The 24,677-nt window shown below is 54.1% G+C and carries 20 protein-coding genes; 16 read left to right on the forward strand and 4 right to left on the reverse strand.

Annotated features, from left to right (window positions below; translation table 11 throughout):
- The first annotated feature begins 117 nt into the window (after window positions 1-117).
- Both EHSB41UT_RS08060 and nth read left to right on the forward strand, forming a co-directional pair.
- The gene (locus EHSB41UT_RS08060) at window positions 118-870 is read left to right on the forward strand and encodes an META domain-containing protein (RefSeq protein WP_087108572.1); all 753 of its coding nucleotides are present in this window, start codon (window positions 118-120) and stop codon (window positions 868-870) included.
- 100 nt (window positions 871-970) lie between these two features.
- On the forward strand, window positions 971-1,612 hold the full coding sequence (gene nth / locus EHSB41UT_RS08065) for an endonuclease III (protein WP_087108574.1): 642 nt from the start codon (window positions 971-973) through the stop codon (window positions 1,610-1,612).
- Window positions 1,613-1,984: 372 nt separating this feature from the next.
- On the opposite strand, the gene EHSB41UT_RS08070 is transcribed toward nth, so the two are convergent.
- The 3 genes from EHSB41UT_RS08070 to EHSB41UT_RS08080 all read right to left on the reverse strand — a co-directional run bounded on the left by EHSB41UT_RS08070 (window position 1,985) and on the right by EHSB41UT_RS08080 (window position 5,252).
- Entirely contained in the window at window positions 1,985-3,556 is a 1,572-nt protein-coding gene (locus tag EHSB41UT_RS08070) for an AbgT family transporter (RefSeq protein ID WP_087108576.1), read from the reverse strand.
- 235 nt (window positions 3,557-3,791) lie between these two features.
- Window positions 3,792-4,673 (reverse strand): hypothetical protein, encoded by an 882-nt coding sequence (locus EHSB41UT_RS08075; protein ID WP_087108578.1) that lies wholly within the window; start codon window positions 4,671-4,673, stop codon window positions 3,792-3,794.
- Window positions 4,674-4,778: 105 nt separating this feature from the next.
- Window positions 4,779-5,252, reverse strand: coding sequence for a hypothetical protein (locus EHSB41UT_RS08080; RefSeq protein ID WP_087108581.1), 474 nt, complete (start codon window positions 5,250-5,252; stop codon window positions 4,779-4,781).
- Between the two features lie 242 nt (window positions 5,253-5,494).
- Between EHSB41UT_RS08080 and EHSB41UT_RS08085 the strand changes: the two genes are divergently transcribed.
- The 4 genes from EHSB41UT_RS08085 to EHSB41UT_RS08100 all read left to right on the forward strand — a co-directional run bounded on the left by EHSB41UT_RS08085 (window position 5,495) and on the right by EHSB41UT_RS08100 (window position 11,339).
- Window positions 5,495-6,757 (forward strand): valine--pyruvate transaminase, encoded by a 1,263-nt coding sequence (locus EHSB41UT_RS08085; RefSeq protein WP_087108583.1) that lies wholly within the window; start codon window positions 5,495-5,497, stop codon window positions 6,755-6,757.
- Between the two features lie 181 nt (window positions 6,758-6,938).
- On the forward strand, window positions 6,939-8,339 hold the full coding sequence (locus tag EHSB41UT_RS08090) for an amino acid permease (RefSeq protein ID WP_087108585.1): 1,401 nt from the start codon (window positions 6,939-6,941) through the stop codon (window positions 8,337-8,339).
- Between the two features lie 104 nt (window positions 8,340-8,443).
- Complete coding sequence (locus EHSB41UT_RS08095; protein WP_133060439.1) at window positions 8,444-9,010, forward strand: PepSY domain-containing protein; 567 nt, start codon at window positions 8,444-8,446, stop codon at window positions 9,008-9,010.
- A gap of 211 nt (window positions 9,011-9,221) precedes the next feature.
- Window positions 9,222-11,339: a hypothetical protein gene (locus tag EHSB41UT_RS08100; protein ID WP_133060440.1), complete on the forward strand. Its 2,118-nt coding sequence runs from the start codon at window positions 9,222-9,224 to the stop codon at window positions 11,337-11,339.
- A 23-nt stretch (window positions 11,340-11,362) separates the two neighbouring features.
- Here EHSB41UT_RS08100 and EHSB41UT_RS08105 read toward each other — a convergent pair whose 3' ends face one another.
- On the reverse strand, window positions 11,363-12,772 hold the full coding sequence (locus EHSB41UT_RS08105; RefSeq protein WP_087108591.1) for a YfcC family protein: 1,410 nt from the start codon (window positions 12,770-12,772) through the stop codon (window positions 11,363-11,365).
- Window positions 12,773-12,989: 217 nt separating this feature from the next.
- On the opposite strand from EHSB41UT_RS08105, the gene arcA reads away from it, so the two are divergent.
- The 10 genes from arcA to EHSB41UT_RS08155 all read left to right on the forward strand — a co-directional run bounded on the left by arcA (window position 12,990) and on the right by EHSB41UT_RS08155 (window position 24,572).
- Complete coding sequence (arcA, locus tag EHSB41UT_RS08110) at window positions 12,990-14,210, forward strand: arginine deiminase (protein WP_087108593.1); 1,221 nt, start codon at window positions 12,990-12,992, stop codon at window positions 14,208-14,210.
- 142 nt (window positions 14,211-14,352) lie between these two features.
- Window positions 14,353-15,354, forward strand: a complete 1,002-nt coding sequence (argF, locus tag EHSB41UT_RS08115) for an ornithine carbamoyltransferase (RefSeq protein WP_087108595.1) — start codon at window positions 14,353-14,355, stop codon at window positions 15,352-15,354.
- Window positions 15,355-15,618: 264 nt separating this feature from the next.
- A complete protein-coding gene (locus EHSB41UT_RS08120; RefSeq protein WP_087108597.1) occupies window positions 15,619-16,557 on the forward strand; it encodes a carbamate kinase in 939 nt (312 codons plus the stop codon).
- 274 nt (window positions 16,558-16,831) lie between these two features.
- Window positions 16,832-18,211 (forward strand): V-type ATP synthase subunit B, encoded by a 1,380-nt coding sequence (locus EHSB41UT_RS08125; RefSeq protein ID WP_087108599.1) that lies wholly within the window; start codon window positions 16,832-16,834, stop codon window positions 18,209-18,211.
- Between the two features lie 5 nt (window positions 18,212-18,216).
- Window positions 18,217-18,879: a V-type ATP synthase subunit D gene (locus EHSB41UT_RS08130; protein ID WP_087108601.1), complete on the forward strand. Its 663-nt coding sequence runs from the start codon at window positions 18,217-18,219 to the stop codon at window positions 18,877-18,879.
- 2 nt (window positions 18,880-18,881) lie between these two features.
- Window positions 18,882-20,678 carry a V-type ATP synthase subunit I gene (locus EHSB41UT_RS08135; protein WP_087108603.1) on the forward strand — a complete coding sequence of 599 codons (1,797 nt, stop codon included), beginning with the start codon at window positions 18,882-18,884 and terminating at the stop codon, window positions 20,676-20,678.
- 2 nt (window positions 20,679-20,680) lie between these two features.
- Entirely contained in the window at window positions 20,681-21,130 is a 450-nt protein-coding gene (locus tag EHSB41UT_RS08140; protein WP_087108605.1) for an ATP synthase subunit C, read from the forward strand.
- 31 nt (window positions 21,131-21,161) lie between these two features.
- On the forward strand, window positions 21,162-21,836 hold the full coding sequence (locus EHSB41UT_RS08145; protein WP_087108607.1) for a hypothetical protein: 675 nt from the start codon (window positions 21,162-21,164) through the stop codon (window positions 21,834-21,836).
- A 122-nt stretch (window positions 21,837-21,958) separates the two neighbouring features.
- Complete coding sequence (locus tag EHSB41UT_RS08150; RefSeq protein WP_087108609.1) at window positions 21,959-22,648, forward strand: DUF2764 family protein; 690 nt, start codon at window positions 21,959-21,961, stop codon at window positions 22,646-22,648.
- An 82-nt stretch (window positions 22,649-22,730) separates the two neighbouring features.
- Entirely contained in the window at window positions 22,731-24,572 is a 1,842-nt protein-coding gene (locus EHSB41UT_RS08155; protein ID WP_242667262.1) for a V-type ATP synthase subunit A, read from the forward strand.
- The last annotated feature ends 105 nt before the right edge of the window (window positions 24,573-24,677 follow it).

The raw sequence follows: 24,677 nt of genomic DNA on the forward strand, positions 1-24,677 counted from the left end.
CTCCAAAGATTCGCAAAACACCTGCAAAACCAGAGTTATCTTCACTCTTTCTGCGCACTGACTTATATTCACCGCAATCCAAATAACGGGTAACTCCCCGGCATTGAGACCCCTGCAATGAAAAAACTGACTCGTATCGCTCTGGCCCTGACGGCCGGTTCCATGGTAGCAGCCTGCGCCAGCGTTCAATCCACCCCGGTTTCCCCAGCCAGCCTCGAAGGCCGCACCTGGGTGCTGGAATCCGTAGACGGTGAAGGTCCGGTTTATGGCAAGCGCATCGTTATGACCTTCCAGCCAGAGAGCAGCACCAGCGGCAAAATGTACGGCCTTGGCCCATGCAATCGCTTCTTTGGTGGCTACACTCTGGCCAACAATGGCACCACCATCAACTTTGGTACCGTGGGCAACACCATGATGGCCTGCGAGCCAAAAGTGATGGATCAGGAACTGAAGTTTATGGCCGCCTTCGTGCCAACCCATAACATCAGTCTGCATGGTGATCAGCTGGTTATGACCAGCGAAGACAAGAGCAAAAGCCTGACCTTCCTGCCGGAATCCTCCCAGATTAAAGGCAAGCTGAGCTTCAAGGGTGAGCTGCCTGCAGGCAGTGAAATTGTTGTGCGTCTGGAAGACAGCAGTCTGATGGATGTTGCCGCAATCACCATCGCAGAAGAAGCCATCAAGCTGGATAAAGCCACCAGCAGCCCGGTGAGCTTTGATATGAACTACGCCCCACACCTGCTGACCCAGAGCCACACTTACACGGTGCGCGCTGAGGTGATCAGTCAAGGCATGCTGATCTACACCACCACAACCCGCAATCTGGCTGATTTCGACAAGCCAATGACTGTGAATCTGGACAAGCAGTAACCACTTGTCCTACAGACTCCCGCCCGCCGGGAGTCTGTGTTCAAACGGCGAAACGGGTATACTCTGCCCACACAGTCCTGCACATGAAAAGAACAGCCGTATGAACAGGGAAAAACGTCAGGAAATCTTTACCCGCCTGCGCGATGACAATCCCCATCCCCAGACTGAACTGGAATATAACTCGCCCTTTGAGTTGTTGATTGCCGTTCTGCTCTCGGCCCAGGCCACGGATGTTGGCGTAAACAAAGCCACACGCAAGCTTTACCCGGTCGCCAATACCCCACAAGCCATTCTGGATCTCGGCCTCGACGGCCTGAAGGAATACATCAAAACCATCGGTCTGTTTAATACCAAGGCCGTGAATGTGATGAAGACCTGCCAGATTCTGGTGGATCAATATAACGGAGAAATACCGGAAACCCGGGAAGAGCTGGAGAAGCTCCCCGGAGTTGGCCGCAAGACTGCCAATGTCGTGTTAAATACCGCTTTCAAGCAAATTGCCATGGCTGTGGATACTCATATTTTCCGGGTTTCTAACCGTACAGGCATTGCCAAAGGCAAGGATGTTCTGGAAGTCGAGCATCGTCTGTTAAGGCTGGTACCCAAAGAGTTTCTGCTGGATGCACACCACTGGCTGATTCTCCATGGCCGTTACGTGTGTAAGGCCAGAAAGCCTATGTGCGGGTCATGCCGCATTGAAGATCTTTGTGAGTTCAAAGAGAAAGACAAGTATATTGATTGAGGCTGGTTTGGGTTCTTGCCCATCAAACCATTCGCCGAAATTGGAATGCTCTGCCCGCTCCAGCAATACATCCCTGTATTGAGTCGCTCTCGGGGCATCCTGCCCCTTGGCAGAGCACACCAATTCCAGCTCTTTCTGTATCGTTTACTCTGCGCGCATCTATAAAGAAACTCGGTCGTGACGGGAGGCTCTGGTAACACTCTGTCAAAGGCCAGGATGGCCTGAGAGCGAACCAGGTCAGGGACAGACCTGCTGAGCGGACGGAGTGTTACCAGAGCCGGACGAAGGCACAACCTTAAGCACACTCCTAAAACAAAAAAGGCGAAGCCCCAAAAGAAGCTTCGCCTTTCTTTTACCCGTAATCAGTAAAGATTACATTGCCGGGTAGGTGTAAGGAGCCTGCAGACCCAGTGGCAGGCCCAGTGCCCAGTAGCCCAGCAGGAAGATCGTCCAGGCGATAAACAGAGCGATAGTGTATGGCATCATCATGGAAGACAGACTACCGATACCTGCGTTCTTCACATAACGCTGGGTGTAAACCACGATCAGCGGGAAGAAGACCATCAGCGGAGTGATGATGTTGGACACAGAGTCACCCACGCGGAAGGCCGCCTGAGTCAGTTCCGGGGAAATGCCCACAGCCATCAGCATTGGCACCATGATTGGGCCCAGCAGTGCCCACTTGGCAGATGCAGAACCGATCAGCAGGTTAACAGTCGCAGTCAGCAGAATCATAAAGATGATAGTGAACTGACCTGGCAGAGCCAGACTCTGCAGGAACTCTGCACCAGACAGTGCCAGCAGAGTACCCAGGTTGGAATCACCGAACGCCTTCAGGAACTGCGCACAGAAGAACGCCATCACCATAAAGCCGCCCATGGTCTGCATGGTCTTGCTCAGGCCTTTCACCACATCACCAGCATTCTGGAACTTGCCTACAGCGTAACCGTAGATCAGGCCAGGAGTGATAAAAATCAGGAAGATCAGCGGCACGATAGACTTCATCAGTGGCGCGCTGTAAGCGGTCAGTTCACCGCTGGCAGAACGCAGGGTAGAAGACTCAGGGAAAGCCCAGACTACGAACAGAGCGATTACCGCCAGCATACCCAGAGTAGCCTTCAGGAACGCCTTGTTTTCCAGAGCGGTCGGCTGACGGTTCAGGTCAGACTCTTCTTCATCGCTGTCCACTTTCACGTTAGCCAGACGCGGCTCAACGATTTTGTCAGTCACGAACCAGCCAACCAGGATAACCATGATGCTGGAAGCTGCAGTGAAGAAAATGTTGCACAGCGGGTTAACCAGATACGCAGGATCCAGCAGCTGAGCAGCAGACTGAGTGAAGCCCTGCAGCAGCGGATCAGTACCGGAAGGTACAACGCTCGCAGCGAAACCACCGGACACACCCGCGAAAGACGCAGCAATACCTGCCAGAGGGTGACGGCCAGCCGCCTTGAACATCATCGCGCCAATTGGAATAACCAGAACGTAGCCGGCATCAGCAGCGACGTGGCTGAAGATGGCAACAAAGATCAGCATAGGAGTCAGGAAGCGACGCGGGGTTACGTTCAGCAGCTTCTTCAGACCGGTGTTTACATAGCCGGCCTCATCAGCCAGACCAACACCCAGGATCGCAACCAGTACAAGACCCAGCGGCGCAAAACCAGTGAAGGTGGTTACCATGCCGGACAGGAAATCAGCCATGGCTGCACCGGTCAGTAGGTTGTTAACGACAACGGCTTCGCCAGTACGTGGGTTAACCAGATCAAAGCTGATACCAGACAGCAGGAAGGATGCGACCCAGACAATCAGGGTGGCATAGAGAAACATAATCGCCGGATCAGGCAGTTTGTTACCGGCCTTCTCAATGATATTCAAAAAGCGATTGAGCGCACCGGACTGACCACTTGCGGAGGGAGTGGCGGATGCTACCTGAGCTGAACGCATATTTCTCCTTAACTGTCGATTTATCAGAAAATATTCATTGTTTTCGATACTACAACCGACAGAAAGACTTGCGACTCAGTAATAACAACTAAATTATCACCACGATCAAACAATAACCGCTACATGAATAAGAAATAACCAGCATTCAGTAGCGGCGATCACAAAATAAACAACACATCCAATCTCGAGTTACACGTAGAAACAGCGGATTACGAAATCTTTACACTGCTCATCTCTACTTATCACTGTCATGCTGCCAGACAATCCCCAGCGCTTTTTCAGCAATCACCTCCTGCCACGGGAAGTCCTGATCCCGCTGAATTTCATGGAGATGCTGCACCATCACCTGCAGGGCAGAACGCAGGCTGCCTTCAATAGAACTGTCCAGACGGAAGAACTCCTCTCCCAGCTGGTAACCCTCTTTCCAGAAATCCACCGCTTCCTCAACCCGACGCAGCAAAGTCTGAACAGCAGCCGCTTCATCACGGTCTCTTAGCCGGGTATGCAGGGTTCTCAGGTAAGCCAGCATGACTCTTGGATCCTGGGCACAGCGTTTCTCCACCCACTCCAGCGTACGGGAGCGGCACTCCAGCATTCTTGCAGAGGTAATCTGTTCCGCTGAGAACAATCCGGCATTCCAGAAGTCCGCCAGCGTAACCGGCATCACCGCAGGTTCCCCAGGGCATCCTCGCAGGGTGCGCTCAAACACATCCTCAACCAGCCCCATCGGCAGGGTATCCACCCGCCACAGAGCCTCCTGGCACAATTCATCCGGTGATAACTGAACCAGAGCCCGGGCCTGCTCAACCTGCCAGTGTCTCAACCGCCCCCAGAAGCCCGATGTCCGCACCATCCCCCGGCTCGCGTCAAACTTCAGAAGTCCGACGGCCATCAGCGCCAGATCGGCCCTGCATTCCGCATCACGATGAGCACACTCATCACTCATGCCGGTCAGCCTGAGCCGCTCATTCACCAGCCCATGCTCCAGACAGGCCAGAGTCTTGCGGGTTAAACGGGAGCCGGTCAGATTCTCGATCGGGATCCAGGTCCCTTTATAACGGCTGGCAAACGAAAAATACCCGGCTGAGAACCGGGATGGGGACTGGCTGGATTCCATGGATAAGTACTCCTTGCAAGGGTTGGGTGCCCCTGACTGCTGATGCTCAGGCCGATAACCTCTGGGAAAGGGTTATCGGCCTGAGCCAGGAGTTTCTTATCCTGTTTATCGCATGGAGTGACTGAACTCTGCGTACTGTCGGACAAACTCACTCTTAAAGAAGGCCAGAGCCCTCTCAGTCCCCACCTGCCGCTCCAGCTTATGAAGTTCTCTCAAGAGTTCATCTTCATGAGAAAGAGGCCGCTGGCGCTGTGTGTCGCGTCTGGTTGGAAAAAGCTGTGCCAGTGTTTTTGCTGCGGTCTGGGCATAGGGGCGTATCTGACGCTCGACCGGACGAGTGGTCTTTTCCAGATACTCACCAGCGGCCATCATGCCCCGGACCGTGCCTTTGGCTGCATTCGTCGCCACTATTTTCAGATCCACGTCCTGCTCCACCTGAACCTGCCTGTGCCCATGGGACACTTTTGGGGAAGTTTGTGGAGACGCTTGCGGAGAGCCCCCATCTTCAGAACCGGAGTCCTCCGCTGGCGTCGTCATCCAGTTATACCAACTCCCTATATATTCCATTGTACTTTGCATAATGCGTCCTCCCACGTTCTGTTTTTCAAATGCTTAATGATCAATTTATAAACAGAACTTGAACCTGTATGTAGAACTTAAGTCCCCTTCTACGACGGAGGTCGTAGCTGACGGATTATTTTGCGGGCAATACACACAAACGGAGAGGAAAACAGTAATATAGGAAGGGCGTGAGGCGAAAACGGCTTATCAATCAGAATCCCCCCCTCACCCTTGATATTTTACCGCTACCAGAGAAGACAATGCTGCTGTCCAAATTCGGAGAAAAATTTACCAGCCATTCCGGGATCCTCTCGTTGATGGACGATCTGGGGAATGCCCTCGCGGGTAATGACCAGATGATTATGATGGGCGGCGGTAATCCGGCCCATATTCCGGAGGTGGATGCCCTTTTCCGACAGCGCCTGCAGCGTATTCTTGATTCCCAGTCTGAATTCACCCGTCTGGTGGGCACCTATGACCCTCCCGGTGGTGAGCAGACATTCTGCCGTGAGTTGGCGGCCATGCTGCGTCGCCGGTTTGGCTGGAAGCTGACTGAGCGTAATATCTGTCTGACCCAGGGCAGCCAAACCGCCTTCTTTATGTTGTTCAACATTCTCGGTGGCGAAGCGGCCAATGGTCATAACCGTCGTATCCAGCTCCCTCTGGCGCCGGAATATATCGGTTACAGCGATTGTGGCATTGGTGAAGACCTGTTCACCGCCGAGAAGCCGGATATCGAAGAGATCGACGCTCACACCTTTAAATACCATGTGAACTTTGATGCCCTGAATGTGAACGAGGATACTGCGGCTCTGTGTGTATCCCGTCCAACCAACCCGACCGGCAATGTGCTGACCGATCAGGAGATTGAGCAGCTCGACGGTCTGGCCAAAGACAATGATATTCCGCTGATTATTGATGGTGCCTACGGTCTGCCATTCCCGGAACTGATCTTTACCGAAGCTACGCCTCACTGGGATGAGCACGTTATTCTCTGCCTGAGCCTGTCCAAGCTGGGGCTGCCGGCTTTGCGAACCGGCATTGTGATCGCCAGCGAACAGATTATCTCCGCCGTTTCAGCCATGAATGCCATCACTAGTCTGGCGCCTAACAGTGTCGGCCCGCTGATGACTCTGGATATGGTACGTGACGACAGCATCATGACCATGAGCCGGGATATCATCAAACCCTGGTATGAAGACCGTATGCAGTTCGCCTGTCAGGAGTTCAAGCGCGAGCTGGGCGACTTGCCATGGGCCATGCACAAGCCGGAAGGTGCCATGTTCCTGTGGCTGTGGTTCAAGGGTCTGCCGATCACCAGCCTGGAACTGTACGAGCGTTTGAAAGAGCGTGGGGTACTGGTCGTCTCCGGGCACTACTTCTTCCCGGGTATAAAGGAAGAGTGGCAGCACCAGCATGAATGCCTGCGGGTCACCTATACCCGCGACCGCGACACTGTACGTCGGGGTATTGCCATTATTGCTGAGGAAGTCCGCAAGGCTTATGCCAGCGATTCTGTCTGATTGATTTATCCCTCCGTGACATCCACAGATCGGGAGTTTCTGCTGATAAGAAACTCCCATTCTCCCCTCTCATAAGTTTTGCTAATAAGTATTTCACACCAGAGGCATTCAACGTTCCTCTATAGGCTGCACCGCCGCAAAAAAATATGATGGGATGTCCCATATCCAATCTGAGAGTTCGATGACACAAGCAGTTCCTCTTTCCGCGGAAAACGCAGTAACAGCCAGCAACAAGAAAAAGCTTGGGGTCTGGATGTGTTCCGCACTCGTCGTCGGCAATATGATTGGTTCCGGCATATTTCTGCTGCCTGCAACGCTGGCCAGCTACGGTACCATCAGCCTGGGTGGCTGGCTGTTTACTGGTGCCGGTGCAGTACTTCTTGCGCTGGTCTTCTCCCGCATGAGTCAGGTGGTTCCTTCCACGGGCGGTCCTTACACCTACAGCCGTGTAGGCCTGGGTAAGTTTATGGGCTTCCTGATTGCCTGGGGCTACTGGATCGGTCTGTGGTCTGGCAACGCCGCTATTGTTGTGGCCATGGTCGGCTATCTGGGGATCTTCTTCCCGCAGGTGGTTGAAAACCCGATGCTGGGTGCCGGTGTGGCTATCTCTGCGATCTGGCTGATCACCTGGGTGAACTGCCGTGGTGTGCAGTCTGCAGGCAAGTTCCAGCTGATCACTACCATTCTCAAGCTGCTGCCTCTGGCTCTGGTGACCTTTGCCGGTCTGTTCTACATCAACCCGGAACACTTCAGCGCAGCAAACTTCAACATCAGTGGTGAAGGTAACTTTGCAGCCCTGAGCTCTACCGCAGCCTTGTGCCTGTGGGCATTCCTGGGTCTGGAATCTGCCTGTGTGCCTTCGGAAGATGTTGAGAATCCAAAGCGCACAATTCCTATGGCGACCACTCTGGGTACCCTGTTTGCAGCGGTGCTTTATATTATTGCCACCGTTTCCCTGATGGGTCTGATTGATCCTTCCACTCTGGCAAACTCTACCGCTCCATTTGCAGATGCCGCTAATCAGCTGGTTGGCCCTGCCGGTGCCATGATTGTCGGTCTGGGTGCGATTATCTCTTGTCTGGGTGCGTTGAATGGCTGGACCCTGATGGCGGCACAGATTCCTATGGCTGCATCCCGTGATGGTCTGTTCCCGTCAATTTTTGGCAAGCTCTCTTCCAAGGGTGTGCCGGCCGGCGGCATTATTATCTCTTCGATTCTGGTGAGCCTGCTGGTTGCGGCCAACTTTAATAAAGGTCTGGTTGGTGCGTTCAACTTTATTATCAGTCTGGCGGTTATGACCACTCTGCTGCCTTACACCATGACCACTATCTCCAAACTGGTTCTGATGATGGGTCGTCATGACAAGAGCGGTAAGCCGATGCTTGAAACCAAGGATATTGTTATCACCAGTCTGGCCTTCCTGTACTCCCTGTGGGCACTGGCCGGCAGTGGTCAGGAAACCGTTTACTGGGGCTTCCTGCTGCTGATCGCCGGTATCCCTGTGTATGCCCTGATCGAATGGCAGAAGCGCAAGGGGCAATCGGAAGAGTTTGTGCTTCCTGCTGTGACTCTGCAGGATTAAACCGGAACAGATAAAAGACAACAGTCATTCTTCGGCGCTGGATTTTCCCTGAAACCCCTTCTAAGTTTCAGCGGTCGATCCGCCTTCCGCGTCGAGGAATGACTATGACATCCCCCCGTCCTTCGCGCATGTTCAGCCGGCTGCTGATTGGCAGCCTGCTTGCAACATCCGCTTCATTACTTGCCACACTCCCGGCCCATGGGGCTGATACCCCGGCCAAATCGTCTCCACCGGCCACCAGCCTGAATGAAGACAAAACCCTGCGGCTGGAAAAAGTGGTATCAATTGCCAGAAAAGCGCATCCAGGCATGCGCATTCTCAACACCTTTGAAGAAACCGAAAACGGCCAGGAAGTGGATAAGGTGTTTTATATTCTGCCGGACACCAAGCAGACCCGGATAATGACCATCAACTCCCAGACCGGGCAGATTCTTCGCGACCGGGCCTACAGTGTGCCGGAACGCCAGAACAGTATTCCTCTGGAAACCTTGCTGTCCCAACTGCGCAGCAAGTATCAGATGACCAAAATCATCCGCACCCGCCTTGCCCAGAGAGATGGGCGGGATGTCCGCATTATTATTTATGTGGATAAGTTCAATCAGCAGCGGCTGATGATTGTGGATACCAAAACCGGTGAAGTCATCTCGGACAAAGCCCGGAAAACCAGCTGAACACACCTTTCAAAGACACAGCCAGGCTTGAATTCGTCAGCGCAGATAAACCAGTGGCAATCAACAGCGTCTTCAAGCCTGCCCCCTATCTCTCACCCTGCCTCCATACCCCGCCATTTTGGAATCCATTACGAACACCTCCTAGTCTTAGAGGTAAGCTTCAGGTAGCCGCAGACCTGACACCGGCTACAGCACGTTAAGGACAACATGCATGCCTAAACCATTGGGTCCCGTCACTACCAGTACAATCCAGCCATTATCTGAACCCACCCAGAAAGAAGGGAGCGGCACTACAGGTACAAGTCAGGGTAAGCGTGTACGTGCTGTCCAAACTCAGAAAACCATGCCGCACAATCGGTCTGGAAAGTTGGAGCTACGTCGTTTGGGAAGTAAGCCCTTATCGGAGCGCACAGTGTCCTCACTGCCCTCATCCATAGGGGCCACCAATGAAAGTACGCCATCCACCAGCCGGGCTCCGGTTATGGCGGTACTTGGAATCACACTGGATGAATCCCTCAACCAGGAAGAAGCGGAAAGCATTATTGCCGAGTTTGGTAAGGGAACATCACCGGTTCTGGATATCCACAGCGAAGAGACCATTCGCCTGCTATCGGCACTGAACAAAACCGGCCAGCGCCTGACACTCGCCCCCACACTCTACAAAAAAGCGCTCCGGGAATGTCCAGAGCTGATCTGGGGACGCTTTGTTATCTCGGAGAATGATATTGTCAGTAACCATCTCTCCAAAAACCCACCCAAGATCTTCCTTGAACATGGGACCCACCCGTCATCCATTATGTCCAGCATGCTGGAGATCCTTACCGATCAGCCGGGCCATACTCAGCTCTGCCTGGAAGAAAGACAGAGCTATTACGAGGCCATGTTGGTTACCGCCATCCTGAACGGATACGAAGACAGAAGCGGAGATAACTCCGAGCTGACAAAAAAATTTGAGGATATTCGTAAGCGTGGAGAAGTGCTCGACCAAAGTCCGGATAGAATCTATGCCGACAACCCCATGATTAACGCAGAGCTAAGAGCCAGTAAGCGTGAAGAGCTGCTGGCTTTAGCCAGGGAAGTTAACCCGGAGCTGACCGAACAGGGGCTGGCGATTACCCACTATCTCAGCAACCCTTTGAACACCCTTCCCGAACTGGCTCATATTGGTCAGAAGGTCATGGCCAACTTTGAAGCGCAGGCGGAAAAAAACGGCGAGCCAGATACCCGCTTTCCACATCATTACTTTGATCAGGAGTTTACCTACGATCGGCTTAACGATCGTACGACCGACAACATCAAGGAAGAACTGTTAGGAATATCGCCACGGTTCTCCGAAGTGCAACATCTGGCACTGGATAAACGCAGCGAGGGTGTTTTTTATCCTTATCCGGTTATGAACCGGGATGGCACCAGCAAAATGGATACCTGGATTGGTCAGCACAAGCTCCACCAGAGTCTGGCCCTGGCGACAGGCAAAGACGGCAAGGTCAGTCCACAGTTTCTCGGCTTTGTTGAGCCCGCACGTGCCAATCAGGTTGTTATCAGCCATGGCAGTTTCCGGGACCATGCCCTTTCAGACAATATACTTCATACCAAGAACGTCCATGATCTGCAGATGGCGCTTTTACGCGACAAAGGTCTGATGGATGAGGAGTTCCAGAAAAAAATGTTTGCTGCATCAGGCACCCAACTCAGTCTCTGGCAGGCTCTGTTCGACAGAAACTGTATATCGCCCAGTGCAGATGCCTATATCGGCGATCACGCTATTCAACATCCCTGCCTGTCACTGGGCGCACCGAGTTCACTCTACCCATTGCTAAGCTCCCAGCAGATATCCCGCTCCCTTACCTTGTTTGCCGATCAGGCTCCTCTGGAAACACTGGCACCGCTTTACCAGAAACTGCACCCGGATGCGGCTGTGAATACGGAAGAGAATATGCGCAGCGCCCTGCGTACCATGGCAGAACAGATTAATGCTGTGGAAGTGGCCATGATCTCATCGAATTACAAGGATCTGGTCAAAGCTGGAAACGAAACAGCACCGGCGTTTGCAGAGCGTTTTGAAAGTGAAGGCAAAGGCTATCGCCAGCAACATCCAGCCCTGAAGGCCATTGAGATGTATGGCAAGGTCAGCAACCTGCACAGCTGCAATTTTATTGGCGATGAAGAGATGGCCGACCTTGGCAAGAACGTCTACGAATCCAAGGTGCTTCGGGATGAAAACGGCGAGATGATGGAAAATGCCGACGGCAGCTGTTATCTGCTGCCCGACGGACACCTGATCACCAAAGACTTTACGATTCTCTACAAGGTACGTTCCTTATCGTAATGGCATGCATTCAGAGACGATGACTAAGGCTCCATCATCACCCCAAGGCTTAAACCCGCTAAGGTCAGCAGCGTCATAATCACTGCCAGCGGAATCACAAACGCCAGCCATTTATTGTAGGGCACACGGGCAATGGCCAGCCCGCCCATAATCACCCCGGAAGTTGGGGTAAAGAAGTTCACCACACCACTGGCCGACTGAAAAGCCGTCACCACCAAATCACGCGCCACGTTGGAAAAGTCTGCCAGCGGTGCCATAACCGGCATGGTCAACACAGCCAGCCCCGATGTTGACGGTACAAAGAACGACAGCAGCACTTCAATCCAGAACATGACATTAATAAAAGCCACTCTGGGCAAACCGCTGATCGCCTGTTCAGCCCAGTAGAGAAAGGTATCTGTGATCAGACCATCATTCATCACTACCACAATACCCCGGGCAATACCGATCACCAGTGCCACCCCCAGAAGATCAGCGGCCCCGGCCACAAACGTATCGGTAAAGCTTTTCTCGTTCATACCACCGACAAAGCCGATCACGATACTCATCACCATAAACAGCGCTGACATCCGGGCCATCCACCAGCCCATGCCGGACACACCGTAAATCATGATCACAAACGTCAGCAGAAACAGAATAAGAATAATTTTTCTCTGGCCTGTCAGTTCAGGCACGTCCTGATCGGCCGAGGCCAGAAAGTGCTTACGATTCTCCTCTCGCATATCTGCAACCAGAGAAGAATCCGGCTGCTGTCTTATACGACGGGCATAACGCATCACATAGAAGATACAGATCACCAGCCCGGCACCATACATGGCCAAACGCAGACCTATACCATTGGTAAAAGGAATGCCGGCCGCATCCGATGCAATCACTGTTGCAAAAGGGTTTACCGTTGAGGCATACACGCCAACACCGGAACCCACCAGAATAATCGCCGCAGCCGTTACGCTGTCATAGCCGGCAGCGATCATCACCGGCAATAACAGCAGATAGAAAGGCAGCGTCTCTTCTGCCATCCCGAAGATAGTTCCTCCGAGGGAGAACAACACCATCAGGATTGGTATCAACCATTGCTCCCTGCCTTCAAGTGCTTTCATCGCCGAAGCGATACCGGCATCAATGGCCCCGGTCTTGGTGACCACAGCCAGAAAGCCGCCAATAAACAACACAAACAGCGCGACATCCATGCCATTGACCCGGTTGGTATCCGGGTCATAAAAACCACTGACCGGAGCCAGTACTACATCTTCAAAGCCCTGAGGATTGGCATCTACCTCATGATAAGTCCCGGCAATGGGCACTTCTCTTCCCAACGATTCATTCATTTGCGTCGTATATTGCCCGGCTGGAACCAGCCAGGTGAGGATGGCTACACACACGATGATGGCAAACAGAATCGTATAGGCACTGGGAAAGCGGAGAGAGGTCATCGGAAAGATCCCGAACAGAGAACGGGATAGTTATAGTCAGGCTCACAGGAAATGCACGACAGAGAAGCTTTCCTCTAACATGCACGACCACATCCAAATGTTCCTCAAGTTAGTCGCTCCTGGTGATACAATACGCGCCGGATAACAACTTCCAGAACAACAACTTCCAGAACAACAACGCCCAGAACAACAATCCTGAATACAGGAGAGGCTGATAATGTCACGGTTTTATGTTGGCTCCGAAGTCGGGCAGCTGCGCAAGGTGCTTCTTCATCGCCCGGATCTGGCTCTTAGACGACTCACTCCAACCAACTGCGAAGACCTGCTATTCGATGATGTTCTGCGTATCGAAAAAGCCGGTGAGGAACATTTGGCCTTTCAGCAGGTGCTACGCAAGGAAGGCGTTGAGGTTCTGCTGCTGAAGGATCTGCTGACTGAAACCCTCGCCAACCCAGCCGCCAAAGCCTGGGTTCTGGATCGCCAGATCAATGAATACCGTTATGGCCCGGCACTGGCGAAGGAAGTGCGACTGTTTCTTGAAAACATGGACGATACCGAGCTGGCCTCTTATCTGCTTGGTGGTCTGACCGTCAATGAACTGCAATCCACATCGGGCAGCCCGACGTTGGGAATGCTGCAGCAGACTGACTTTATCCTCGACCCGATTCCCAACCACCTGTTTACCCGCGACACATCCTGCTGGGTGTATGGGGGCGTATCCGTTAACCCCATGGCCAAAGCCGCCCGCAAACGGGAAACAGTGCATCTGCGGGCAATCTACAAGTTCCACCCACTATTTCAGCAATCCCCGTTCCATACCTACTATGGCGATACTGATCGCAACTATGATCAGGCGACACTTGAAGGTGGAGATGTGCTGGTACTCGGCCGGGGTACCGTTCTTATCGGCATGTCCGAACGCACCACACCGCAAGGGGTTGAGAATCTGACCCGTGCCCTGTTCAAAGCCGGGCAGGCCAGCAAGGTGATTGCCCTGCAACTGCCCAAGGCCCGCAGCTGCATGCATCTGGATACAGTGTTCACCCAAATGGATGTGGATTGCTTTACCTACTACCCGGATATCATGAAAGGGAATAACTGCTGGGAGATGACTCCCGGAGATAATGGCGAGATCGCCTTCCAGCAGATCAACGATGGCTTTATCAAGGCCATCTCGCGGGCGCTGGATCTCGACACATTACGCATGGTACCCACCGGCGGAGATGTGTTTGAAGCCGAGCGGGAACAGTGGAACGATGCCAACAATGTGCTGGCGATTCGTCCGGGCACCGTGGTGACTTACGAACGCAATGTTTACACCATCGAGAATATGCAAAAGGCTGGGATCGAGGTACTCACTATCCCCGGTGAAGATCTGGGCCGTGGCCGGGGTGGCGCACGCTGCATGAGCTGTCCGCTGGAACGGGACGATATCTGACAGCGGCGCTTATACCCCATCAAAAGAAATCACTGCTTTAGGGCTGGCGGTCTTCCCCCCAGCCCTTATGATTGAAAGAGCATCTCTATCAGAGGTGCAGCATAACAACAAAGAAAAGACAAAATCATTCTGGAGTGCATAGATGGCTGTTAACCTGCGTAACCGCAGCTTTCTCAAATTACTGGATTTCACCAGCGCTGAAATCCGTCATCTGCTGACCCTCTCGCAAGATCTCAAGCGAGCCAAGTACTCCGGCACCGAACAGCGACGTCTGGAAGGTAAGAACATCGCCCTGATTTTTGAAAAGGCCTCCACCCGGACCCGCTGCGCGTTCGAGGTGGCTGCTTTCGATCAGGGTGCCAATGTCACCTACATTGGCGGCGGCTCCCAGATGGGCAGCAAAGAGACGGTAAAAGACACTGCACGAGTACTGGGCCGCATGTATGACGGTATCGAGTTCCGTGGTGCCCGTCAGACGCACGTAGAAGAGCTGGCGGCTTATTCCGGTGTTCCGGTATGGAATGGCCTGACCGACGAGTGGCATCCTACCCAGATTCTTGCCGATCTGCTGACCATGATCGAACATGGCCGGGGCAAAGAGCTGAATGAAATGTCGTTCTGCTATCTGGGCGATGGCCGCAACAATATGGGCAACTCCTTGATGGTGGGTATGGCCAAGATGGGCGTGGACTTCCGTATGGCCGCCCCCAAACAATTCCAGCCTGAAGCCTGGCTGGTTGAAGAGTGCCAGAAGATCGCTGCCGAAACCGGCGGCAAAATTACCCTGACGGAAGATGTTGATGTCGCCGTAGCAGGCTGTGATTTCCTTTATACCGATGTCTGGGTGTCCATGGGCGAGCCACCGGAAGCCTGGGATCAGCGGGTTGCTCTGATGAAGCCATATCAGGTCAATATGGAAGTACTCCGCAAAACCGGTAACCCCCATGTGAAATTCATGCACTGCCTGCCGGCCTTCCATAACGATGAAACCGTCATCGGCAAAGAAGTTGCTGACAAGTACGGTATGAATGGTCTGGAAGTTACCGAGGATGTGTTTGAGTCCGAGTACTCCATCGTCTTCGATGAAGCGGAAAACCGGATGCACACCATCAAAGCCGTTATGGTCGCCACACTCGGAAGCTAACCTCCTCTTTCTTTCCAGCCTGCAGATAAATGGAAGGGCGTATTTTGCGCCCTTCCATTTATTGTCTATAAAGATACCGACTTAATTATTCCCGACGCCTTATAAGTCATCTGCCTTGTAGGCACGGATTGACTGTGTCTGTGCCTGACATTTGTTGATCCGCATGACCAGACCATCAAGGCCGGGGAGCGTTCGGCTTTCATCCCCCGGCATCTGCTGGCTGACACACGGGAAAGCCGGCAAAGATTCAGGAGGTCGGCTTTTATGCTCGTTGTCATTGCGCTGGGTGGTAATGCCATGCTGCAGCGGGAGCAACCGGTTGAACTGCATGTTCAGCGGGAAACCCTGCGTCAGGCAGCGGATGCCATTGCCCAGATCGCCAAGGAGCATCAGGTCGTCCTGACCCATGCCAACGGCCCCGAGATGGCCCTGCTCTCGTTAATGAACGAGGACTATGAAGAAGTGAACAATTATCCGGTCAATGTTCTGGGCGCACAGACCCAGGGCATGATCGGTTTTGTCTTCGAGCAGGAACTGCGCAATGCCATGGCCGATGAGCAGATTCTGGCGGTCACCACCCACACACTGATTAATACCCGGGATCCTGCCTTTCTGGATCCGGACCATGCTGTTGGTCCGGTGTTTACCTATGACCAGGCTCAGGCCATCCAGAACGCTAACCCTGAATGGATGTTGAAGGCAGACGGCAACTACTTCCGCCGGGTCGTGCCATCTCCGGCTCCGCAAAGCATTCTGGAACTGGCCAGCCTCAGACACATTGTCGCCTCCGGCAATATTACCCTGCTCTGCGGTGGCGGCGGGGGGATTCCGGTGCGCAGAGACTCCGAAGGTATGCTGCACGGCATCCCGGCAGTGATCGATAAAGACCGCACATCATGCCTTCTGGCAGAAGGCATTGAAGCCGATGCGCTGGTCATCCTGACCGATGCCGATGCGATTGAAACACAGTATCAACAACCGGGTTCACGCAGGATAAAACGCTGCACACCGGAGGCTTTGGAACAACATGAGTTTGCGGCAGATACCATCGGCCCTAAGGTGGAGTCCGTATGCCAATTCGTAAGAGCGGGTGGTAAGTTTGCCGCAATAGGTGCGCTTGATCGCGCAGTAGACATACTGGCTGGCGAGTCAGGAACCCATGTAATGGTGGATGTTCCGGACGGTATTACATATTACGACTGACAGGCGTGGTGATTGCGGCACAAATATACGACTAGGCGCGAATAAATTTACATTTCCTAGACCATACCGAAACGGTCTATCCGATACTATTCGGCCACCCACAGATATTGAACTGTGAAGTTCTGTGCCCCTACCCATTCTGCCGCCGCTGTAGTGAATATTGCTTCAGGTGAAAGCATCTGGGGCAAGCCCATAGCCGGGGCTGTTTCTGCTGAGTGCAGGTCAGCTGAAGAGCTTGCTCCACAAGACTCCTTTTTCAGGACAGGAAGAAAATATGTCCCAGAGCCTCATACGTTACACCAACATACTCAGTATTGTCGGTGACATCATCCGGGTGGAAGTACCCAACCTGGATGGTGCCCGCTCACAGGCCCGCAATGGTGACCTTGCCCTGATTGAGCAGGATGGTCAGCCGTACTCCATGGCTCAGATCATCCGTCTGAAAGGCAACGAAGTTTCCCTGCAGGTTTTCGCGGGCACCAAGGGTCTGTCGACCCGCTCTGCGGTCTGCTTCCTGGGTGAGCCTATGCGGGCTATCTACTCCCCGAACATTCTGGGTCGTATCTTCAGCGGTGCCGGCGAGCCTATCGATGGCGGCCCATCACTGAGCCAGGATCCCAAAGTGGTTATCGATGGCCCATCCGTTAACCCAACCCAGCGGGTTCTGGCTTCCCGTATGGTGCGGACTAACGTACCGATGATCGACGTATTCAACACTCTGGTTGAATCTCAGAAGATTCCTATCTTCTCCGTGTCCGGCGAACCGTATAACCAGTTCCTGGCCCGTATCGCTATCCAGGCGGAAGCGGACGTGGTGGTGTTCGGTGGCATGGGTCTGATCTTCGACGATTACCACTTCTTCAAGACCGCGTTTGAAAACGCCGGCGTATCGTCCCGTACCGTGATGTACTCCAACCTGGCCTCTGACCCGACCGTAGAACGTCTGATGATTCCGGATCTGGCGCTGGCCACTGCCGAACACTTCGCGGTAGCGGAAGGCAAGAAGGTACTGGTGCTGCTGACCGATATGACCTCCTACGCTGACGCGATGAAGGAAATCGGTGTGGCCATGGACAAGATCCCTGCCAACCGGGGCTACATGGGTGACCTCTACTCCCAGCTGGCCAAGCGTTATGAGAAGGCGGCCGACTACAAGGGTGCCGGTTCCGTAACCATCCTGGCAGTAACCACCATGCCGGGTAATGACGTAACTCACCCGGTACCGGATAACACCGGTTACATCACTGAAGGTCAGTTCTACCTGCACGATGGCGTACTGGATCCATTCGGTTCCCTGTCCCGTCTGAAGCAGATGGTAGCCGGCAAGGAAACCCGTGAAGACCATCCGCAGATCATGAACACCATGATCCGTTTCTACTCTGACTCGGTGAACGCCAAGCAGAAACAGGCGATGGCCTTTGAACTGTCCGACTACGACTTGAAAACTATCAAGTTCGGCGATCTGTTCCGCAAGCGCTTTATGAGCCTTGATGCGGCTATGTCTCTGGAAGAGGCACTGGATGCCTGCTGGTCAACGCTGGCGGAATGCTTCTCTCCGGAAGAGACGTTGATGAAGCAGAGCATGATCGAGAAGTACTGGCCGGACTACCGGGTCGCTGCCACTAATGAGGCGGCTGCCACCGCGGAGGCCTGAGAATCATGGCCACCAAAGTATCACTGAACAAAAGCTCGCTGAACAAGGAGAAGGCCAGCCTCAAAACCTTCAACCGCTATCTGCCTGCGCTGGAACTGAAACGCCAGCAACTGATGGCAGAGCGCAAGAAGGCTGAGATTGCCCTGACCGAAGCCCGCGAGCGTATCGAACAGATCGAGAAGGATATCGCGGCCCAGCTGCCTATGCTGGCCTGTGAAGATATCAATGTCGATGGTCTGGTCACGGTGACCAATGTTGTGCTCGGCGAGCAGAACATTGTCGGCACCAGTGTCCCGGTACTCGAAAAGATCGAGGTTGTCGTCAAACCGTACAGCTATCTGACCAAACCCCACTGGGTGGATTTTCTGGTCGAGAAGCTAAAAGAGATGGCGGAACTGCACGTTGAGAGCCAGGTACGTGAACTGCGTTACCAGGAGATCAGCGCCGCAACCCGCACCACCTCCCAGCGGGTCAACCTGTTCTCCAAGGTACTGATTCCCCAGACCAAAAAGAACATCGCGCGCATCAAGATCTTCCTCTCCGACCAGGATCGTGCCGGCGTGGTTAACGCCAAGATCTCCAAGTCGAAGATGGATGCTGCTGAAGCCCTACAGGCCCGCGAGCGCGAAGCCGGCAAGGTAGCGAATGCCGCTCAGGGGAGAGACTGACCATGAGTATTAAAGCGCTCAAAAAGATCACCCTGTACGGGTTGACCAGTGAGAAAGAGGAACTGCTGCGCGGCCTGCAACATCTGGGCTGCATGCACCTGATTCCCCTGATGCTGCCAACCGACAGTGATGGCGAGTTGAGTGAACCCCAATCCGCCAAGGAAGCCCTGCACTGGCTGACCAGCTGCCCGACCAAGCGTCGTGAAGCCCGTTCGACCGGTGACCACACGGCGAATGCCATCGTTAATATGGTGCTGGATAACCGTGTCCGTCACCGTAAGGCGGCGGACCGTCGTGACGCCCTGATCAAACGGATCAAGGAAGTGCAGCCCTGGGGCGATTACAGCTTCCCTCCACTGGAGGAGATGGCCAACGTACGACTGTGGTTCTACGTTGTTCCGCTCAAGGAAATGACTGAGGTTCAGGCGCTGGAACTGCCTTATGAGGTAGTACACCAGACCAACAAGAACGCTTATGTGGTGGTGCTGTCCGAGCAGGAACCAAGTGCGGATATCCTGCCGATCAAGCGTTCCCACGTCGGCAAGTACTCTTTGTCTGAGTTGGAAGCCCGTCTTGAAGAGGCCGAAATGGCGCTGGAAGACATTCAGGGTGAACGAGAAAGTCTGACCCGCTGGATCTACATCATCTCCCAGGCGGTCGCCCGCTTTGAAGATGAACAGGCCCTGCGTGAAGCCAGCCGTTCTGCACTGGAAGATGACCAGTTCTTTCTGGTCTCCGGCTGGATGCCGGCTGACCGAGAACAGGATGTCCGTGCCTTCGCTGATGAACGACTGGCCGCAGTGACCTTTGAAGAGCCGGAAGATGCCGACAACCCGCCTACGCTGCTGGAAAGCTCCGAAGGCACCGGTGGCGGCAGCGAAGCATTCAGCTTCTTCCAGATGCCTGGCTACCGGTCCTGGGATCCGGGCAAGATGGTGTTCTACTCCTTCTCCCTGTTCTTCGCCATGATCATGAGCGATGCGGCTTACTGCGCCATTCTGGGCGGTATCCTGTTCCTCTATCGCGGCAAGCTCAGTGCATCAGAAGGCGGTCGTCGTCTGCTGAATATGGGTTACTTCATGTCTGCCCTCGGCATTATCTGGGGCGTAATGATTGGCAGTTACTTCGGTGTTGCACCGGAGCCGGATACCTTGCTGGGCAAGGTCGCCTTTATCAACCTCAATGATTACGGCGCCATGATGGCTCTGTCGATTGTGGTGGGTGTCGGTCATCTGGTGATTGCCAACTTTATGAACTTCTGGATCAACCGGAAGCGCAGCACCTCTCTGGCCCATCTGGGCTGGTCGGTGACCATGCTTGGCGGTCTGGGTCTGTACCTGGGCAAGAGTTCCTATCTGCCGGCCGTATTCGCCGATCCGGTAGGTCCTGCACTGATGATTGCCGGCGCGGTGATGATCTTCCTGTTCAGCAGTGAACGTAAGGTCGGCTCCGCCAAGGATTTCATTCTGCGCATCCTTGATGGCTTGAAGGGCATCTACAGCGTTACCAGCGCCTTTGGTGACATTCTGAGTTACATGCGTCTGTTCGCGCTCGGTCTGTCCGGTGCGTCTCTGGCCATGACCTTCAACAATCTGGCTCACGATGCTCTGAACACCAGCCCGGTTACCGGTGTCCTGTTCGCTGGCGTCATTCTGCTTCTCGGCCATGTCCTGAACTTTGCCCTCTGCATCATGAGTGGCGTGGTACATGGCATGCGTCTCAACGTTATTGAATTTGTTAACTGGGGTATGTCCGACGAAGGCTACCCGTTCAAAGCTTTTCGCAAACAAGAGGATTGAAAATGGAACAACTGATCATTGCTCTGGGCTGGGTTGGTGTATTTGCTCCGGTGGCACTGGGTGCCGTAGGTTCCGCTATCGGCTGTTCCGTTGCCGGTCAGGCAGCGTGTGGCGCCATGCTGGATGTTGAATCCGGATACGGTAAGTTCGTGGGTGTGTCCGCGATGCCTTCCTCCCAGGTTATCTACGGTATCGTAATCATGTTCACCCTGTCCGGTCTGGGTGTTGCGCTGGCTACTGCTCCTGGTCTGTTCGGTATCGGCCTGCTGACCGGTATCGCACTGATGTACTCCGCGATCTACCAGGGTCAGGCTGTTGCTGCATCTATCAACGCTTCCAAGAACAAGCCGGAAGTGTTCGGTCTGTCCATCGCTCCTGCGGCGATCGTAGAAGGCTTCGCGGTATTCGCCTTCGTATTCGCTCTGGTTATGGGTCAGCAGATCGCCGGTTAATCCGGCGACCTGACGACAACAGGAGATCGTGATGAGCGTAACAACTGAACAGGTATCCGTGGGTGTTCAGCAGCTGATTGAAAAGCTGCGCACTCAGGGCGTGGCCACCGGCCGGACCGAAGCAGACCGTCTGGTTGCTGAAGCCCGCGACGAAGCCGCAAAGATTCTGGCGGATGCCCGTAAAGAAGCAGAAGCCATTACCACCAAGGCTAAAAAAGATGCCGACTTCACTCTGAAGTCCGGCAACGAAGCCCTGGAACTGGCTGGCCGCAACGCGGTGCTGGAGCTGAAAGGCTACTTCATGGAGAAGTTCTCCCGACGCATTACCGAAGCCGTTGGCGAGGATATGCACGATGAAGACCTGCTGACCAAGATGATTCTGGAAGTTGCCGGCCGCACCCGTCTGGATGGCGAGCAGAACATCCAGGTGATTCTGCCGGAGAAGGTTGTGGGTGTTGATGACCTGCGTACCAACCCGGAAGAACTGAAGGAAGGCACTCTGGCCTACTTTGTTGCCCGTCAGGGTCACGAAATGCTGGAAGAAGGTATTACCTTCACCGCCAGTAAGGCGCAGAAGACCGGCATGACTTTCCGTCTGGTCGACAAGAACGTGGAAGTGGAGCTGGATGAAGACGCCGTGAGCGAAATGCTGCTCAAGCACCTGCAGCCACGTTTCCGTGCCCTGCTGGAAGGTACGATTAAGTAAGCTGGACAAGCGGCAAGTAAGCGCTGCTTTCAGCACTTGATGTGACCTGAGAGGGCAGCCCGTTCCGGGTTGCCCCTTGAATTTACGGAGCTGTTCGGTGAACAGTTCTTACGGAGCAAGCCATGGCAGAAAGTGCCTACTACACATTACTGACTTCGCTGCCCCATATTGATTCGCTGTTCAGCAGCAAGATGACGCCCATCTCCCGCTTCCAGCTGGACAAGCGTCTGTCCATGCTCGGTACGGAAGACCAGCAGAAACTGGTTGCCATCGAGAACCTGCTGCACTGGGATCATATGGGTGACGAGGTTGATGAGAAAGCCCTGATCCTGCAGGCCGACCGGCTCAAAGCCTCCCTCGGCAACCAGCACCTGATCGATCTGATCAACTGGCGTCTGGATATTCGCACGGTCACGGCCGCTCTGCGCCGCAAGCATGCCGGACAGCAGGCCCCTTCCGAAGCCAAGTGGAGCTACGGCACCCGCTACGAATACATCCGCACCCACTGGACCTCACCGACACTGGGCCTGAGTGGAGCTTTCCCCTGGATTCCGAAAGTGAATGAGTGCCTGCGGACCGGTGAGTGCGTTGCTCTGGAAAAAGTCTTGCTGCAGGCCGCATGGAATCATCTGACCCATATGTCCATGAAGCACCGCAATGACTTTGTGGCCGTGGTGATCTACGTCATGCGCTGGAATCTGGTCGCACGCTGGACTGCCTATGATACCGAACAGGCACGCGTGCGCTTCCGTGACCTGGTCGAACGCAGCCTTGGTGCTTTCAAGGACCAGCTGCCGGCCAGCAACCACTGAGCACAACAGGTAGAACGTTTTCATAAGCCGGGCGGGCTGTTAACAGCCCGCCGGTTGAACAGAACATTATGAGCACTCTTTTATGAGCATGAGCGAAGCAACTGAACAGCAGGCAACTGCCAGAGTCATCGCGGTAAACGGTGATATCCTCACCATCGAAACCATCACGCCTGACGCCAGCCTGGTCAAAAACGAGGTGGTTTACGTTTCTCCGGGCCGCCGCGAGAGCGAAGAGATTGATGAACGCCTGATGTCCGAGGTTCTGCGTGTTAACGGCAAGACCGCTGACATTCAGGTGTTTGAAGATACCAAAGGCGTGGGCGTTGGTGACCTGGTGTACCAATCCGGCGAACTGCTCTCCGTTGAACTCGGCCCGGGCTGTCTGAGCCAGATCTTCGATGGTCTGCAGAACCCGCTGGAACGTCTGGCCCAACTGCACGGCACCTTCCTGAAGCGTGGTGTTCAGGTGGACGCTCTGGATCGCTCCAAAGAGTGGTCTTTCGTGGCGACTGCCCGTGTCGGTGACAAGCTGCACGCCGGTGAAACCCTGGGTACCGTGCAGGAAGGTCGTTTCACTCACAAAATCATGGTGCCGTTCAACACCCGTGGTTCCGTGACTATTGAGTGGATCCAGGAAGGCTCCTTCAATGTGGATACTGTGATTGCCCGTGTACGCGATGAGCAGGGCAAAGAGATCGGTCTGAACATGATTCAGCGCTGGCCGGTAAAACAGTCCATCGCCGGCACTCTGGGCCGTAACGGCAAGACTGCCCGCCACTACCCATCCGAGCCTCTGATCACCCAGCAGCGTCTGATCGACACTTTCCTGCCAATCGCCCGTGGTGGTACTGCCTGTATCCCTGGCCCGTTCGGTGCCGGCAAGACCGTACTGCAGCACACGCTGTCCAAGTACGCGGCAGTGGATATCGTAATCGTTATCGCCTGTGGTGAACGTGCCGGTGAGGTGGTAGAAACCATCACTGAATTCCCGCATCTGCAGGATCCAACCGGCACCGGAACCCTGATGGATCGTACCACCATCATCTGTAACACCTCCTCCATGCCGGTTGCGGCCCGTGAAGCCTCCATCTACACCGGTATGACTCTGGGTGAGTACTACCGTCAGATGGGTTACAACGTGCTGCTGCTGGCCGACTCCACCTCCCGTTGGGCGCAGGCGATGCGTGAAACCTCCAACCGTCTGGAAGAGATTCCGGGTGAAGAAGGCTTCCCGGCTTACATCGACTCCGCGATCAAGGGCCTGTACGAACGTGCCGGTGTGATCACCAACGAAGACGGCGACAGCGGTTCCATGACCATGATCGGTACCGTATCTCCGGCCGGTGGTAACTTTGAAGAGCCGGTAACCCAGTCCACCCTGGCAACCGTGAAGTGCTTCCTGGGTCTGTCTTACGATCGTGCCTACAAGCGTTTCTTCCCGGCTGTAGACCCACTGATCTCCTGGTCCCGCTATCTGGATCAGCTGGCTCCATGGTACAAGGAGAATATCTCCGAGAACTGGGTCGATGACGTGAAAGAGATGCAGGGCCTGATCGTATCCGGTGAAAGCATCAACCAGATGATGCAGGTAACCGGTGAAGAAGGTGTCACCCTGTCGGATTACGTGACCTACCAGAAAGCCCTGTTCCTGGACATGGTATTCCTGCAGCAGGACGCTTTCGACAAGATCGATTCTGCCTGCCCGATGGCTCGTCAGCGTTTCAACTTCAATATGATCGTTGATATTGCCCGTCGTGGCCTGCGCTTCTCCGACAAGAAGGACGCCCGTGACTTCTTCGTGAAGCTGACCGGTCTGTTCAAGAACCTGAACTACGCACACTACGAATCCAGCGAGTACAAAGAATACATCGCCAAAATCGAAGAGCTGCGTGATCAGTACAGCATGGCTTCCAAAGCCGCCTGATGTTGATGTGTTAAATAAAAAAGCCGGCTCTCATGCCGGCTTTTTTATTGTTAATTTCAGGAATAGTTACAAAATCAACTGCGTTACAATTCCGATGTTTCTTTC

This window comes from Parendozoicomonas haliclonae, from assembly GCF_900174585.1.
Lineage (GTDB): Bacteria > Pseudomonadota > Gammaproteobacteria > Pseudomonadales > Endozoicomonadaceae > Sansalvadorimonas > Sansalvadorimonas haliclonae.